At 53.6% G+C, this 14664-nt stretch carries 11 protein-coding genes; 6 read left to right on the forward strand and 5 right to left on the reverse strand.

Annotation, left to right across the window (positions count from 1 at the left end; translation table 11 throughout):
* From SR908_RS09595 to cadR, 4 genes are all read right to left on the reverse strand, one after another.
* The gene (locus SR908_RS09595; RefSeq protein ID WP_246924500.1) at positions 1-1308 is read right to left on the reverse strand and encodes a GIY-YIG nuclease family protein; all 1308 of its coding nucleotides are present in this window, start codon (positions 1306-1308) and stop codon (positions 1-3) included.
* Positions 1309-1320: 12 nt separating this feature from the next.
* Positions 1321-3387, reverse strand: a complete 2067-nt coding sequence (locus SR908_RS09600; RefSeq protein ID WP_246924505.1) for a DEAD/DEAH box helicase — start codon at positions 3385-3387, stop codon at positions 1321-1323.
* 2 nt (positions 3388-3389) lie between these two features.
* Positions 3390-6119 carry a DNA methyltransferase gene (locus tag SR908_RS09605; RefSeq protein ID WP_246924523.1) on the reverse strand — a complete coding sequence of 910 codons (2730 nt, stop codon included), beginning with the start codon at positions 6117-6119 and terminating at the stop codon, positions 3390-3392.
* A 365-nt stretch (positions 6120-6484) separates the two neighbouring features.
* The gene (cadR, locus tag SR908_RS09610) at positions 6485-6892 is read right to left on the reverse strand and encodes a Cd(II)/Pb(II)-responsive transcriptional regulator (RefSeq protein WP_004364961.1); all 408 of its coding nucleotides are present in this window, start codon (positions 6890-6892) and stop codon (positions 6485-6487) included.
* 95 nt (positions 6893-6987) lie between these two features.
* On the opposite strand from cadR, the gene SR908_RS09615 reads away from it, so the two are divergent.
* Genes SR908_RS09615 through SR908_RS09625 form a run of 3 tightly spaced genes read left to right on the forward strand, consistent with a single transcriptional unit; the run spans position 6988 to position 9711 of the window.
* On the forward strand, positions 6988-7884 hold the full coding sequence (locus SR908_RS09615; RefSeq protein ID WP_004574643.1) for a cation transporter: 897 nt from the start codon (positions 6988-6990) through the stop codon (positions 7882-7884).
* A 3-nt stretch (positions 7885-7887) separates the two neighbouring features.
* Positions 7888-8400 carry a signal peptidase II gene (lspA, locus tag SR908_RS09620; RefSeq protein WP_004863699.1) on the forward strand — a complete coding sequence of 171 codons (513 nt, stop codon included), beginning with the start codon at positions 7888-7890 and terminating at the stop codon, positions 8398-8400.
* Positions 8401-8421: 21 nt separating this feature from the next.
* A complete protein-coding gene (locus SR908_RS09625) occupies positions 8422-9711 on the forward strand; it encodes an ISL3-like element ISPpu12 family transposase (protein WP_004574636.1) in 1290 nt (429 codons plus the stop codon).
* A gap of 230 nt (positions 9712-9941) precedes the next feature.
* Here SR908_RS09625 and SR908_RS09630 read toward each other — a convergent pair whose 3' ends face one another.
* Positions 9942-10820, reverse strand: coding sequence for a helix-turn-helix transcriptional regulator (locus tag SR908_RS09630; RefSeq protein WP_246924526.1), 879 nt, complete (start codon positions 10818-10820; stop codon positions 9942-9944).
* Between the two features lie 104 nt (positions 10821-10924).
* Here SR908_RS09630 and SR908_RS16760 point away from each other — a divergent pair, with 104 nt between their 5' ends.
* Genes SR908_RS16760 through SR908_RS09640 form a run of 3 tightly spaced genes read left to right on the forward strand, consistent with a single transcriptional unit; the run spans position 10925 to position 14660 of the window.
* Entirely contained in the window at positions 10925-11167 is a 243-nt protein-coding gene (locus SR908_RS16760) for a DUF2188 domain-containing protein (RefSeq protein ID WP_378075794.1), read from the forward strand.
* A gap of 41 nt (positions 11168-11208) precedes the next feature.
* The gene (locus SR908_RS09635) at positions 11209-12339 is read left to right on the forward strand and encodes a ComEC/Rec2 family competence protein (RefSeq protein ID WP_246924529.1); all 1131 of its coding nucleotides are present in this window, start codon (positions 11209-11211) and stop codon (positions 12337-12339) included.
* Positions 12339-14660 carry a ThiF family adenylyltransferase gene (locus tag SR908_RS09640; protein ID WP_322527343.1) on the forward strand — a complete coding sequence of 774 codons (2322 nt, stop codon included), beginning with the start codon at positions 12339-12341 and terminating at the stop codon, positions 14658-14660. The genes SR908_RS09635 and SR908_RS09640 overlap by 1 nt, the downstream gene beginning before the upstream one ends.
* The last annotated feature ends 4 nt before the right edge of the window (positions 14661-14664 follow it).

Below are 14664 nucleotides of genomic sequence, written 5' to 3' on the forward strand. Positions count from 1 at the left end.
TCATACCTTTTTCTTCACCAATCGCCCGGTGGTGTTATCCATACGGTACTGAACGATACTTCCATCAATAATTCGCTTCACGACTTCGCGGGCAGTATCCAGCGGAACAGAGAACCACTCCCGCGGGTGATATTCTTTCCCGTCTCTCCCGGTGAGCGTCATCTTGATTCGCTGGGCGTGCAGGAACCCGTGGATGAGGGTCTCAAACTTGTTCGGGTTCAAGTTGTAGCACTCTATTGAGGCGAGCTTCTTGACGGGTGCCTCAAGGAAAGCGGTGTCCCGTTCCGCATTTTTTGTCCGCTCGTCCACGGTCAGCTCGGTATAACCAATTTTCAGTAGATTCGGGATTTCACGAAGTGCGGGCTTATCGCTCAACGTCGTAACGAAATAGATTTGTCCCGCCCGCTTATCCTTGTGGTTCACATTGTTGAAGGCGTCGACGACCGACTCAGCATCACGGATAATTCTCCGGCCAGTGGGCTCCTGGTAGAGGCGTTTTGCCAGGGACTGCAAGAGATGATTGGACTCCGTTCCATTCTCGAAAATGATACGCAAGCGTGGGTCGTATCGTCCCTGGTTATCTTCTCGGTACTCGCCAACCTCATCCACTAGACACATGACGCCTTCAAGTATGAAGGCATCACCCGGCTGAACTTGTGAGGCCTGCTGGAAGCGAGCCGCTTTTACATCGCCAGTTTTCAGCTTCTCGTGCAGATCCCTAAATATTGGCTCAAATGCATAGAAGTCCTGGCAAACACGCCGCTGAGCTATCTCATCTGGCTCCTCTCGGCTTTTCTCGAATGAGACATGAACCGGGTCAAAGAGGGAATCTTCTCCTTGATCAAACTCTGAGAATGCCTCGCTCGCAAAAATGTCATCAAGCGATGTGACGTTTTCAGCCTGGCTCACGTCTGTCTTCGACGATGGCTCACCCGGTTCGGTAGAGGCGCGAGAGGGCCTCTCATCATGTGCGGTGACCTCCTGATTCGAAGCCAGTACGGGCTCGGGTAGCAGGTTATGACGGTCGTATGGTTTTAGAGCTGACAACAGATCTTCCTTCTCCGTGTAGCTCTTTAATCTCCGGGCGAAAAGCTTTTCCTGTAGGTCAGCACTATCAGCCTGCGGAGCTTTCCCCTGCTGATCGACGAACGCGCTGATCTCTTCAAATCGAGACACCTCAAGAGGCGCACCCGAGCTTGATTTCTTGGCCTCGACGTCAAGAAGACCGAACTCATCCGGGCCAGCAAATATGTCGTCCAGTGAAGGCCGAGCCGAGGCTTTTCGTCTGTTGTGATTGATCGGTGGCATGCCATATCCTCCTTACGACGTCTGTGCCTGCGTCTTACGCTCCTGAGCCTTTCTCTTAATGTAAGCCAGTGCATCCGCCAAACGGCGCTCATACGGCTCACTAGCCGTCACAGAAGGCTCTCGGCCTTTCTCCTTGCGGAACTCATTGATTCGCGGCCAGAGGATAACGGCCTCTTCTTCAGACATCTGTGACCTCATACCAACCACGGTGTCCTGAATGGTCTTCAGCACCGAGGGCGTCACGGATTTTGAGAGAATCTCGTAGGCACCCTGGAAGGGGTTCACCTGACGAATCAGATCGACATTCAGGTTCTCGATATTGACGAATTTATTCCCAATAAGAACAAACTTGCGATTGGTTTTGGACTCATCGTTCCCAGCACCAGCGTTGGTTTTCGATGGCTTATCTGTGCCTGTCTGATAATCCGGCGATTCTTCTTGAACCCCTTCAGGAGTCATGATCTGAGCGCCTTCAGGCAGGTCAGATTCATCGAACAGCCCTCCGGTAGACTGGATGGCCATGGAAGCGTGTACGGCTTCTGAGACAGTGCTTATCTCACTGTCATCCATATCTGGGTAAAGCGTTTCCACGACCTTTGGAATCTCTACTTGCTCCATAACTTCTGGGTCATCATCGCCTGTCACAGCTGGTGCAATGACTTCAGGCTTTTGAAGGATGGCGGCTTTGATGTTGTCCATGTTCTCCAGGGCCTTCATGACCTTGTCGGAGACAGGCGATGTGGTGTCTTCGATGACCACAGTGCCAGGGTCGACTTCTTCGCCCGGCCGTATCCGAGACCTCGGCTTGAAGTTCACTGCGGGTGCCAAGACCTGCTCCATCAACAGCGAAACGGTGATGGCCTTGAGCATGTTGTTGACCGACGTTTTGACGTCGTCATCCTCTGCATCTGGTTGGGCAATCAAGTTGGTGAATTGGGCGTGTGATTTGCCTTCTGAGTCGCGAGTAGCGCGACCGATGATCTGGATGATTTCCGTGAGCGAGGAGCGATAACCAATAGTCAGAACATGCTCGCACCAAGGCCAGTCAAAGCCTTCCTTCGCCATCCCCAGTGCAATGATGATATCCATGTCGTCTGCTTTGGACACGTTCCTGAGGTAGTTCTGAACCTCTATCCGGAGAGGGTTGTCATCAACCAGATCGGCAACCTTCAAAAGCCGGCCGGACTGGTCCTTCACGGTAATAATACCGGTCTTCATATCCTTCTCGACGACATCGCCGATAGCGTCGAGAATGTAATCGACCTCAGAATACTTGTCCTTCGTGGACTCGACCGCGTTGACGTTTGGAATATGAACAATCGTCTTCTTCGAGGTGTCCAGCACCTCATGCACAGCATCCAGGTACCGACCTGTGTAGAAGTGATAGCCGATGCCAAGTGACTTCAGATACCTGTAGCCATTGAGCTGTTCATAGTAGGAGTAGGTGACCTGCGTAAACTTCTCTTCGTCCTCTGGTAGGAGAATCGGAACGGCGTCGCCTCGGAAGTACGAACCCGTCATTGCTACGATGTGGGCGTTGGAGCCCGCCATGACGCCATCAATAAGTGCGCCAAGCCGGTTTTCACCGTCCGCAGAGGTATGATGGAATTCATCGATCGCCAGCAGGATGTCGTTGAAGTTAGAGGGAGCCAATTCCTTATAGGCGTACCGCAGGGTTGCATGGGTGCAGATCAAAACGTCTGCGTCCGTATCAGACATGAAGCGGATAAACGCCTTGACCTTGCGGTCCTCCCCGCCAGGTACGCAAAGGTTGTAGCTGGGCTGCACCTTCCAGTCGGCAAAGAAACCAGCACTCGTGAGATCTGTATCCTTGAAGGAACCCCCGATGGACATTTCAGGCACGGCCACGATGACTTTTTTGAGCCCCTGATGGTGCAATTTGTCCAATCCAAGAAACATCAGGGCTCGCGATTTCCCGGAGGCTGGAGGCGCTTTCAAAAGTAGGTACTGGGCGTCACGCGCTTCATACGCCCGAGCCTGCATTTCCCGCATACCCAATTCGTTCAGGTTTGAACTCTTGCCGGTTTGCTTGTACTGGACCGTCATCAGATCTGCCATGATCAATTACTCCCTTTGGCTGTTTTCTTGGCTGGTGCTTTTTCTTTTTCCTCGGCAATCAATTTTTCGTACCGGGCAAACAAATGCTCCAAACGTTCGGTTGCGTCTCGAAATGGTTTGTCACGGTAAAGTTTTTCGACAGCGCGATCCAAGGCCTTATGAGCTTCCCGAAGTGGCTCCGGCATTTCTTTCGGGTCATAAAGTTTGGATAAGGATTTGTCAGGGTAATCCTCACGAACAAGAAGAACTTCCTCGGCGAGTTCTTCGATTGTCTTTCGTTGTTGGTCGTTAATTTCTGGCCACGGGAATGTGTTGTAGACGAGGGTGGCAGAATAGCGGTAGCGACTCTCCAAACGTCCTGCCACGGTGCGCATCCAGTCGTTGTGCATTTCGGATGTTAGGATTCCGAATTCATAAAGTCCCGCGCCGGGGATAATCAGGTTAAGATTGGTGGATATTACATCCGAACCAAATAGTCCTATAGGTACATATTTTCTTCGCTCTGATGATACCGAAGGGATAATCATGAAGGAGTCCGGGTTATTTAAGTCTCTAAATTCGTGCGGTCTCTCTGCCAACTTTCTGGTCCCTGCGTCCTTACTTGCAAGCCTTTTTTCCCTAACCCTATCTACTCGGGAACGGATGCTCGGAAAACGATCGATGTCATTTTTGGTTGCTCCGGTCAGCCACAAGCACCATCTCTCGCCGCCCTGTAAAAATTCTTTAGCGCCAACCAGTTTCTTCATCCATGCGGCTGATTCCGGGTTCTCGCCAATAAGCTGAGCCCTTTCTTCTCCGGTAAGAATAAGGTTCCCCCCTTCGTTTGGCATATTTCCAAATATCATTTTGGGGGAGCCTGATATTTGGCTCTCACGGATTGATACAACCGTATTGCCCCCATCTAGGAGATATGGAGATATGTTTTCGACCTCCTTTTTTATGGTGTCGGACTTATATTTTTCGTACAGATTTACTTCCTTTGCTTTTGCGCTTAGACCTACTACGACAACATGGACGGCAGCCTTATCCTTTGCATTGTTACTCCACGAGAAACTCTTGTGGGCAAAATGCAATCTTATTCCCTTTTTAAGTATAGGAGTCCACAATAAATCCACTTGCTGACCTTGGCATATAGAGCTGGTACCAACTAGAGATAGTTCCGCATTATATTTTTCAACATATAAACTGCCTTTCCAGAACCAACAGGCAACGAAATCTAAAAGCTTGTATGTTTTTACATGCGAAAGAACAGTTTGCATGTCAGAAATCTGTTCTTTTGATCTGGTGCCATGCCCTAAAAATGGTGGGTTTCCACAAATATAAACCTCGAAAGGGTTGCCTTTCCCATCCGATGGTGAACAGACGTTATCCCAGTTTAGACTGAGCGCGTTCCCGCAAACAATATGGCCAGAATCTTTAAGAGGAAGTGAAGCTTCTGCATAGCCAAATTTTTCCTTAAAAGCCATATTCATCTGGTGCTCTGCTAGCCAGAGAGACAAAACGGCGACTTCATGCGCAAAGTCATCAATTTCGATACCATGGAACTGGGACAGCTTAATCCCGGAGTAGTACATTTCAGTTTGGTCCGACACAGTGTTCAGAGCGTCGATGATTTCCATTTCCAGCTTTCGCAACTCTTTGTAAGCAATGATCAGGAAATTTCCTGATCCGCAAGCCGGATCAAAGATGCGCAGATTCTGGAGGCGCAGAAGTAGCTCCTTCAATTTTCGTTCGTTCTTCCGACTCTTCTCAAGCTCGGTATAAAGTTTGTCGAGGAAGAGAGGCTGGATCACCTTCATGATGTTGGATACAGAGGTGTAATGCTGTCCCAGGTCGCCCCGCTGCTCTTCATCAATGACTGCCTGGAACATCGAGCCAAAAATGTCCGGGTTGATCTCAGACCAGTCCATGTTCCCGCAATCAATCAAAAGCCGTCGAGCTTTTCTTCCAAATTCTGGAATGGGCTCATCCGCCTCAAAGAGGCCACCATTGACGTAAGGGAACTCCTGGAAGTGAGCTGCCATGGCTTTTCGTTCAGGCGCGTCATCTTCAAGGTTTAATACAGTGAAGAGTTCTGAGAAGAATTGGTCGACATCAGAGCCATCTTCCTGTGTCGTTGACTGAATGGCAGATGTCATCTGACCCTGAGCGAAGATGCCGGTGTCTTCGGCGTAAAAGCAGAACAAGAGGCGGGTAAGGAAAACGTTGAGCGCGTGAATGTCCTCAGGCTTCGAGAGGTCATTGCGCTCACGGATCAAATCAAACAGCCGCCCCATCTTTTCAGAGGCTTTAACGTCAGCTGGATGCTCTGAGTACATGACCGCTTTCTCGTACCCGGCCAGCGGGAGAAAGAAGGCATACTGCTTGTCGAGATCATCCATCGTGGTTTCAAGGCGTTCTTCTGCCTTGAGGTCGACGGCAACCAGGCTCTTGAAGTCAGTGACGATGACAAAACGGATATCGTTCCGTGATACTACTTCGCTTGCCTTGAGCGAGTCGGCTTCAGCATTTAAATCAGTCCCCTCTGGAACAGATCGGAAGTAGAGTTTCTTCTTCAGTCCAATGTCATCACCGCTGGCAACGTTCCGGCTATCGTCACCTTTGCGTAGGCGGGTTATGGTGCTCTTCGGAAATCCGTAAGCATCAAGGAAGGAGAAAATGAACTCATCCGGATTAGGGTTGGAGCAGGCCTGCTCCATGGATTCGATAATGCGTGCCTGACTAATCGCCATGTTTTCCACTCCTGGCCAGTCGTTCGTCGAGCCTTCGACTACGTGCGAATTCTGACGACAGAATACACACTTAGTTCCGGTTTAGAAACTCGATGATACGACAGAGGTATCACACACGCAATTCCGGTTTACGGACTACGTGACACCTGTAGGCTGAAGTGGAATTACACACTAGGTTCCGGATACCCTTATTTTCTAAAGGTGGCAAGAGATTTGTGCAGAAGCTTATCTGGAAATCGGCTATAGCCATCAAGTAGTATAAACAAGCATCTAAATTCGGGTAAGCGGATTAAATGGTTGATCTTACCTTTGCATGAGAGTGAGACAGACCGGCATCTCATCGGATTATCTGGTTGATGCTTCACCTACTGCTGGTGCATGTTTCCTTCGCTAATTCCAGCAAGAACCCCACACGCCTCAACTTCCCGGTCATCGTTGCAACTCGCTCTCAGTGAAACGAGTTGTTTCTCAAGCGCTTGCAGAGCGGTTATCTGCGACCGCACATGAGAGATGTGATCATCGAGCAAGGCGTTGACGGCGGTACAAGGCTGATGAGGGTCGTCCTGATAGCTCTGTAGTTCGTGAATCTCAGCCAGTGACAGGCCCAGGATTCTGCAGCGACGGATGAAGGCCAGCCCCTCACCATGCTTCTCGGTATAGACACGGTAACCGTTGTCCTGCCGATCAGGCGGCGGCAACAAGCCCTGCTGTTCATAGAAGCGGATCGTCTGTGTTTCGACCCCTACCAACTGCGCCAACTGACCAATGCGCATCAGCCTCCTCCCCAACGGATTCTTTACTCTATTGACCTTATAGTAGCTTTATAGTTTTAAATGGTACCACAACATTGTTCAAGTGGAGTCGTATCATGAGCAAATCCTGTGGTGGCGCCTGTGGCGGTGATGCAACGTCCGCAGCGGATACCGATATACAGGCCTCCTCCGAGGCGCCAGGGAGATGGGTCAGTGTTTATGCCGTGCCGAAGATGGACTGTCCATCAGAAGAACGAATGATTCGCCTAGCCCTGAACGGCTTTGAGGAGATTCGGGCGCTGTCCTTCGACTTGTCGAACCGCCGGCTGAAGGTCGTGCATGACGGCGAGGTCGAGCCCGTCACCTCGAAACTGAAGACCTTGGGGCTAGGCGCCTCGCTTCAGGAAACCGTCGCTGCAAATCCGGAGACCATCAAGGCCGCCGAGTTTTCGGCAGCTTCTGCTAAGCAAGAATCCGGGACCCTGCGCTGGTTGCTCGGCATCAATGCACTTCTGTTCGTGGTGGAAATGACTGCCGGTCTGATCGCCCAGTCCACCGGCCTGATTGGAGAATCCCTGGACAATTTTGCCGATGCGGCGGTGTACGGGCTTGCCCTTTATGCGGTTGGACATAGCGTGAAAATGCAGGTACGTGCCGCGCATCTTGCTGGTGTACTGCAACTGATCTTGGCTGTGGGCGTGCTCGTAGAGGTGGTGAGACGCTTTGTATTCGGTAGTGAGCCTGAATCGCTGGTGATGATGGCTATCGCATTCGTCGCATTGATTGCCAATACCAGTTGTCTGCTGCTCATATCCAAACATCGGGAAGGCGGGGCGCACATGAAGGCAAGCTGGATATTCTCGGCCAACGACGTGGTGATCAACCTGGGGGTCATCACCGCCGGCGCCCTGGTCGCGTGGACCGGTTCCAATTATCCGGATCTGATTATCGGCACCATCGCGGGGGGCATTGTACTTAACGGTGCCAGACGCATTTTGGCGTTGAAGGGTTAAATAATGCTCATTATTGGCAAAAAGCTCTCGCCGTATGCCCTATTGTCCATATCGGGCCTGCTGGCAGCGTCTGATCAGGCTGTAAAGTGGCTGGTGCAGCAATCAATGGCCTATGGCGAGTATGTTTCGGTGACCCCGTTCTTTAACTGGGTGCACCTATGGAACACCGGTGCCGCATTCAGTCTTTTTGCGAATGGTGGAGGCTGGCAGCGCTACTTTTTTATCGGAATCGCGGTAGTGGTCTCGATTTTTCTGATCAAGCTGATCCTTGAAAATCGTCATAAAGGAGAAGCCATCGCTTACAGTCTTATCCTCGGTGGCGCCATGGGCAACCTGATTGACCGGGTCTTTCGCGGCTATGTTGTGGATTCCTTTGATTTCTATTGGCGAGACTGGCATTGGCCGGCCTTCAACCTGGCTGATATTGCAATTGTCCTCGGTGCCTTACTTTTCGTTTCCAGCAGCTTGTTGGGTAAAAAAGCAAACACCAATGCCGAGCCGGATGGATCTGACTGACACCTACGCCTATACAACACCATGACCGAACTTCCCGACAACATCCTTCACCTGCCGCAATACCAAGTACTGGGCTGCAAATCAACCGACGACGAAATGCACTTCCAGGTGGACGTGCCCGATCCCATCGCCTGCGAGGAATGCGGCGTGCAGGGTGAGTTCGTACGGTTCGGCAAGCGTGACGTTCCCTATCGTGATCTGCCCATCCACGGCAAGCGGGTCACTCTCTGGGTGGTCCGCCGCCGATACACCTGCCGGGCCTGCAAGACAACATTCAGGCCCCAGCTACCGGAGATGGTGGACGGATTCCGTATGACACTGCGGCTGCATGAGTACGTGGAGAAGGAATCCTTCAACCACCCCTACACCTTTGTGGCGGCACAGACCGGCCTGGACGAGAAGACGGTGCGCGACATCTTCAACGCCCGCGCCGAGTTCCTGGGGCGCTGGCACCGCTTCGAGACGCCCCGCATCCTGGGCATTGACGAGCTATACCTGAACAAGCGCTACCGCTGCATTCTGACCAACATTGAGGAGCGAACCCTGCTCGACCTGCTGGCCACCCGCCGCCAGGACGTGGTGACCAACTACCTGATGAAGCTGAAAGACCGGCAGAAGGTCGAGATCGTCAGCATGGACATGTGGAACCCCTACCGGGCAGCGGTCAAGGCTGTGCTGCCCCAGGCCCGTATCGTGGTCGATAAGTTCCATGTGGTGCGCATGGCCAACGATGCCCTAGAGAGAGTGCGCAAGGGCCTCAGAAAGGAGCTGAAACCGTCCCAGAGCCGGACTCTCAAGGGAGACCGGAAAATCCTGCTGAAACGCGCTCACGAAGTCTCAGACCGGGAGCGCCTCATCATGGAGACCTGGACAGGCGCGTTCCCGCAACTGCTGGCCGCCTACGAGCACAAGGAGCGCTTCTACGGCATCTGGGACGCCACCACACGGCTCCAGGCAGAAGCCGCCCTGGACGAGTGGATAGCCACCATCCCGAAGGGCCAAAAGGAAGTCTGGAGCGATCTGGTCAGGGCAGTGGGAAACTGGCGCGAAGAGACCATGACCTACTTCGAGACGGACATGCCCGTCACCAACGCTTACACGGAGTCCATCAACCGACTGGCCAAGGACAAGAACCGTGAAGGGCGCGGTTACTCCTTCGAGGTGATGCGGGCACGAATGCTCTACACCACGAAGCACAAGAAGAAGGCACCGACTGCGAAGGTCTCTCCTTTCTACAAGAAAACCATCGGTTACGGACTGCCGGACTTCGCAGAGGAACTCAACTACGGAGTCGATCTATCAACCATCTGAGGGTGGTATCAGATTGATGGGGTGAAGGTGCCCCATCAACCATTAAATCCGTATACCCCTAAATTCTAGTTCCGTGCCGAGAGCCATCGTTCGCCCGCACATAGACATCCTGGCGCCTCGTCGCCAGGATGAAGGGAAGGCCCGAAGAGATGCTAACCCGTTACTATTGCACTGTAATTATAATGTCGATTATGAGATTCTGAGAAATAAAAAACTGTGAGGGTTAGGGGTTATAAGTAAGCTTCCTGCAAAGTTTTTTCGAATTCATATCGATTTGCAATTACTACTGGAGCCTCCTCCGGACAGTCACCCTTATCAGCTATATCCAGACGCAAACGTTTCTTGAAATAATATAAGAATGACTTTCTTATTGGGATGTCAATCACAAGATTATCCATGGCGTAGTCAGAAGCGATAATGGCTTGCTGCGACTTTGAAAGCGCAGGGTTTGGCATTAGTTTAACTATAAAAATAGTATGCCACATCTGGTCATCTCTAGCAGCCGCTTTAGCCTCGCCGGCTTTACGACAATCAAGGCAACGAGAAAGCAAGAAGTCTTTAAACTTACGATCTATATGGCAGTAGGCGCGGACATGCCAGCGGAAGCCGTCACTTGCCAGTGCATGTGGTGAGATCTCACGCCACACGGGATCGGGGCGGTTCGGATTCATGGATTGGTAATGAATCTCAATAGCGCCCCTGTTGCGAACCGCCGATAGTATCGTGCGCAGCACCTCAGGGTCGATCCTGCGGTGGGGTATGGGCAGGCAGTCAACGTTCGGCAGATTCGACAGCCATGTTTCATCTACTGTTTTGTCTTTCTCGGCGATTTGGCGCAGCTGAGAGAGGTACTGGTCCGGTTCTGGCGTCAGAAAGCGGGGCTGGAAGGTATCGGCTGCAAAATAGCGCTTCTCGCTCTTGTCATACGCCATGTTGCCGGGGGCCAGCTCTTGGTACTGGTTCAGGTCCTTGGACGCTTGCGGCACGGACACGCCAAAGAATCCAATAATGTCGCCGCGGTTGATCCCGCCCTCCCAGTACAGCCGGAACTCTATGAATCTGAGGCGTCTTTCGACCCCCCAGCGTAAGCCTGATGAACCTTCGCTCACTGGTGACTCCTTGATGGGTATAGAAACTATATTGACATCGAAAAGCGATGCGTATAGTTTCTATACTATCGGTGAGATGCAGTCAACGGAAATCGGAGGTCGCTATGGCGGGGAAGGATCGGTACGTCGCCAAGCATGGCAAGGCGTGGGCAGTGAAAAGGGCTGGTGTTGCCACGCCGGATAGCGTGCACAGGACACAGGGTACGGCTGAACAGAGCGCCAAGCGGTCTGTGCGCTTCGCCGGTGGCGGAGAGGTTCGCATCCAGGGTCGTGATGGCAAATGGCGGGACTCGGACACGGTGGCGCCGGGCAACGATCCGTTTCCGCCACGGGACAAGAAGCATTAAACCGGCTCAGCAAGATATCTACAGACTAGGAGTGGCACCACATGACAACACGTATTGAGTTCTTTCCTCTCGGCAACGCAGACACGCTGCGTCTCGACCTTGCGGACGGACGCAAGATCCTCTTTGATTACGCAGCGATGCGTAGCGGTGACGATCCCCAGGACAAGCGCTGTGACCTACCCGCAGAGCTCCGCCGAGATCTGAATAGGGCAGGACGCGACAATTTCGACGCCGTCTGCATCACCCACACGGACACGGATCATTGTAAGGGGTTCGGCGATTTCTTCTGGCTTGAGCATGCCAAGGCTTACCAAGGCGAAGGTCGCATCAAGATCAACGAGCTCTGGGTGCCGGCGGCAGCGATCTTGGAGGAGAACCTGAAGGACGATGCCCGGCTTGTCCGCGCCGAAGCGCGGCACCGCCTGCGCGAGGGCAAGGGTGTGAGAGTGTTCTCCCGGCCAGGACGACTGAAGAAATGGCTTGAGGACGAAGGCCTCAACTTCGAAAAGCGGAAGCACTTGATCGTCGACGCCGGCGAGCTTGTTCCCGGTTATGAGAAGGATGGCCCCGAACAAGTTGAGTTTTTCGTTCACAGTCCTTTTGGCTGGCGTCAGGATGAGAATACCGTGGTGTCCCGGAACGAGGATTCGATCGTGATGCATGCGACGTTTCAGGAAGCCGGCACCGAATCGCGCCTGTTCCTTGGATCGGATGCGACCTACGAAATACTCTCCCAGATCGTGCGAACGACCCGAAGGCACGGCAATGCGGATCGGCTGCGCTGGGATATGATGAAGCTCCCGCATCACTGCTCCTACCTGTCGCTCGGACCGGATAAGGGCACTGATGAGACTGTTCCTGATCCTGATGTCCGTTGGCTGTTCGAGGATCAGCGGGAGGAGGGTAGCTGCATCGTGTCACCTTCTTGTCCCATCCCGGCAAAGGGGGCAGCGGATGATAATAACGATCAACCGCCCCACCGGCAGGCCGCGAACTATCACCGGCGTATCTCCAAGGGCTGCGAAGGTGAGTTTGAGGTGACAATGGAAAAGCCCTCGAAGGCAAGTCCCAAGCCGTTTACCTATATGATTACCGCCCAGGGCATCGCGCTGAAACTCGCGGCACCGATGGTTGGCAGTACTGCGGCTGCTGAAACGCCGAGGGCCGGTTGATGGATATTGATGCTTGGCTGAATGGATGCGGAGAAGCAGTGGCTGCCACGGATCTCACCTATCCGGCAGCCCAGGCCCTTGTCGCTTTCGTTGAGCAATACGCCGGCCATCTCGCCACCATAGTTGAAGGGCGCCGGGGCGAGGAGCGCGAAATTGTCGTTCTTGATTTTCAGACAGGCAGGCCGCAGAAAAGTGCCCATCCGATCAAGCGCGTGGAGCGTGTCGGCGTTTTTTTTACCCATGATGAGGGCATGCCGCTCGTTTTCATGCTGCGTGCGGACTTCCCTGATACGGAGCACCAACAACTCACGCCTGAAGGTATTCCACGAGCTATCTGTATCGATGACCGTCCCTGGGCTGAAGCGCGTCTTACCTGGACGACTGCGGAACTGGTCGAGCGTATCCTCTCCTGGTTAAAGCGTGCAGGGCACGGGGAGCTGCATGATGCGCGTCAGCCCCTTGACCCTCTGCTTTTCGGCAGTCTGCTGAGCTTTATCATCTCGCGCGATGTCCTGCACCGTGCAGATGAGCTTGATCTGGTCGCGCTGCACGATGCCGACCAAGGGCAGATTCTGCGTGTGCGTCCGGCGCAGCCCGGCGAGCGTCCAAACGAACAGATAGAGCCGATCTGCTTCATTGCATACAGTATCCCGCCAGAAAATATGCGGCGTCTCCAGTTTGCGCCCGAAACGCTGGGGAGCCTTGCGGACATGCTTGAGGTCCGGGGTATAGACCTGTTCAAGGATTTGCGAACCCGATTTTCAGAGTGGGTCCTTCAGGCTGAAGAGGTGCCGTGGCGCGTTCTGTCGCGCTTTGCCGTTATCGTGGAAATGCCTGTGATCGCTCCTGACGGCTCGCCGCAGGACGGCACTGACTTGCGCGCTTTCGTAACCGATCAGTCGGTTGGCGACATTGCCGTGGCGCTTGGCATTGCGCTCAAGGCCGAGCGCAGTGATGAAGGCAGCAGGGTAGGCTACACCAGTGCGGTAGTCCCGGGCCCACAGGAGACGGACACACTGCGCGCCATCACGGCGCAGTCGGCAGAAATCCACTACGAGTTTGACCGCCGGCTTGCAACCCAGCTAAGCGGCAGGCACAACACTGATGAGCGCAAGGCAGTCATGGTGGGGGCAGGGGCTATCGGCTCGCATGTTGCAGAGTGCCTTGGTCGGGAAGGACGGTTTTCCTGGACGGTGATCGACGATGACCGGCTGTTGCCCCACAACATTGCGCGGCACACGGGCCGTGATTGTGACGTTACCAAAAGCAAAGCCGAGCTGGTTGCCGCACAGCTTGAAAACACCATCCATGAAAGCGGGCAGGTCGCGCGCGGCCTTGCCGCCGATGTGATGACAGCAGGCGATTGCCGTGAAGAGATTGACCGCACGCTCGGAAGCGCTGACATCATCATCGATGCCACAGCATCCGTCTTGGCGGCGCGTTACCTCTCGGACCATTCAACGTCAGCCCGGCGTGCAAGCGTTTTTTTCAATCCCTCCGGCGAGTCTGCGGTGCTGATCGCCGAGCCGGCAGACCGCTCGGTAACCCTACGCGATTTGGAAGCACAGTATCTTGGCCTTGTCGCCCGTGATGACCGGCTGAATGGGCATCTCAGTGCTGGAGACGGTACATATGCCTACACCGGAGCATGTCGGGCGATCACGAACCTGATCCCGGAGTCGCGTGTGGTGGCCTTGAGTGGGCTTGTCTCCAGCGGCTTCGGACGGGCAGTCGATCAGGATGCAGGGGCGGTCCGGATATGGTCGATGTCAGAGGCCGGTGCCGTCACACTTGTAGAAAGCGCAGCTGAACCGGTCAAGCGCTTTAAAGCCGGAGACTGGACCATCGCTATCGATCATGGGCTCATCGAGCGCATACAGGTGATGCGGGACGACCAGCTTCCCGCAGAAACCGGCGGCGTGCTTTCCGGCGTGGTGGATATACCGGCGAAATGCATTCATCTGGTCAACGCAGCTCCTGCGCCTGCGGACAGTAAGGGCAGCGCTACCGGATTTGTGCGTGGCATGTCCGGTGTAGAGGGTTATCTTGACTATGTATCAGAGCGGACGCGGGGGCAGGTCCGTTATATTGGTGAATGGCATTCTCACCCTCCGGGATCAGAGTCAGCACCAAGTCCTACGGATCTAGTGCAAATGGACTGGCTGGCCACAGTATTTGACATGGATACGTTGCCGGCACTGATGCTTATCGCTGGGGAGCACGACATCAGCATTATTCTGGCCAATACCGATGCAGAGCAGGTTGATGAGCGGCAAAACAGCAGGGTACGTATAGGTGTAGGGTCCCGGATGATCAGATGAGCTA

Origin of the sequence: Chromohalobacter canadensis, from assembly GCF_034479555.1 — a bacterium.
Taxonomy (GTDB): domain Bacteria; phylum Pseudomonadota; class Gammaproteobacteria; order Pseudomonadales; family Halomonadaceae; genus Chromohalobacter; species Chromohalobacter canadensis.

What these genes read in the sequence shown, in the direction of transcription:
- SR908_RS09595 (WP_246924500.1), bottom strand. Translation starts at nt 1,308, where the DNA reads ATGCCACCGATCAATCACAACAGACGAAAAGCCTCGGCTCGGCCTTCA.
- SR908_RS09600 (WP_246924505.1), bottom strand. Translation starts at nt 3,387, where the DNA reads ATGGCAGATCTGATGACGGTCCAGTACAAGCAAACCGGCAAGAGTTCA.
- SR908_RS09605 (WP_246924523.1), bottom strand. Translation starts at nt 6,119, where the DNA reads ATGGCGATTAGTCAGGCACGCATTATCGAATCCATGGAGCAGGCCTGC.
- cadR (WP_004364961.1), bottom strand. Translation starts at nt 6,892, where the DNA reads ATGCGCATTGGTCAGTTGGCGCAGTTGGTAGGGGTCGAAACACAGACG.
- SR908_RS09615 (WP_004574643.1), top strand. Translation starts at nt 6,988, where the DNA reads ATGAGCAAATCCTGTGGTGGCGCCTGTGGCGGTGATGCAACGTCCGCA.
- lspA (WP_004863699.1), top strand. Translation starts at nt 7,888, where the DNA reads ATGCTCATTATTGGCAAAAAGCTCTCGCCGTATGCCCTATTGTCCATA.
- SR908_RS09625 (WP_004574636.1), top strand. Translation starts at nt 8,422, where the DNA reads ATGACCGAACTTCCCGACAACATCCTTCACCTGCCGCAATACCAAGTA.
- SR908_RS16760 (WP_378075794.1), top strand. Translation starts at nt 10,925, where the DNA reads ATGGCGGGGAAGGATCGGTACGTCGCCAAGCATGGCAAGGCGTGGGCA.
- SR908_RS09635 (WP_246924529.1), top strand. Translation starts at nt 11,209, where the DNA reads ATGACAACACGTATTGAGTTCTTTCCTCTCGGCAACGCAGACACGCTG.
- SR908_RS09640 (WP_322527343.1), top strand. Translation starts at nt 12,339, where the DNA reads ATGGATATTGATGCTTGGCTGAATGGATGCGGAGAAGCAGTGGCTGCC.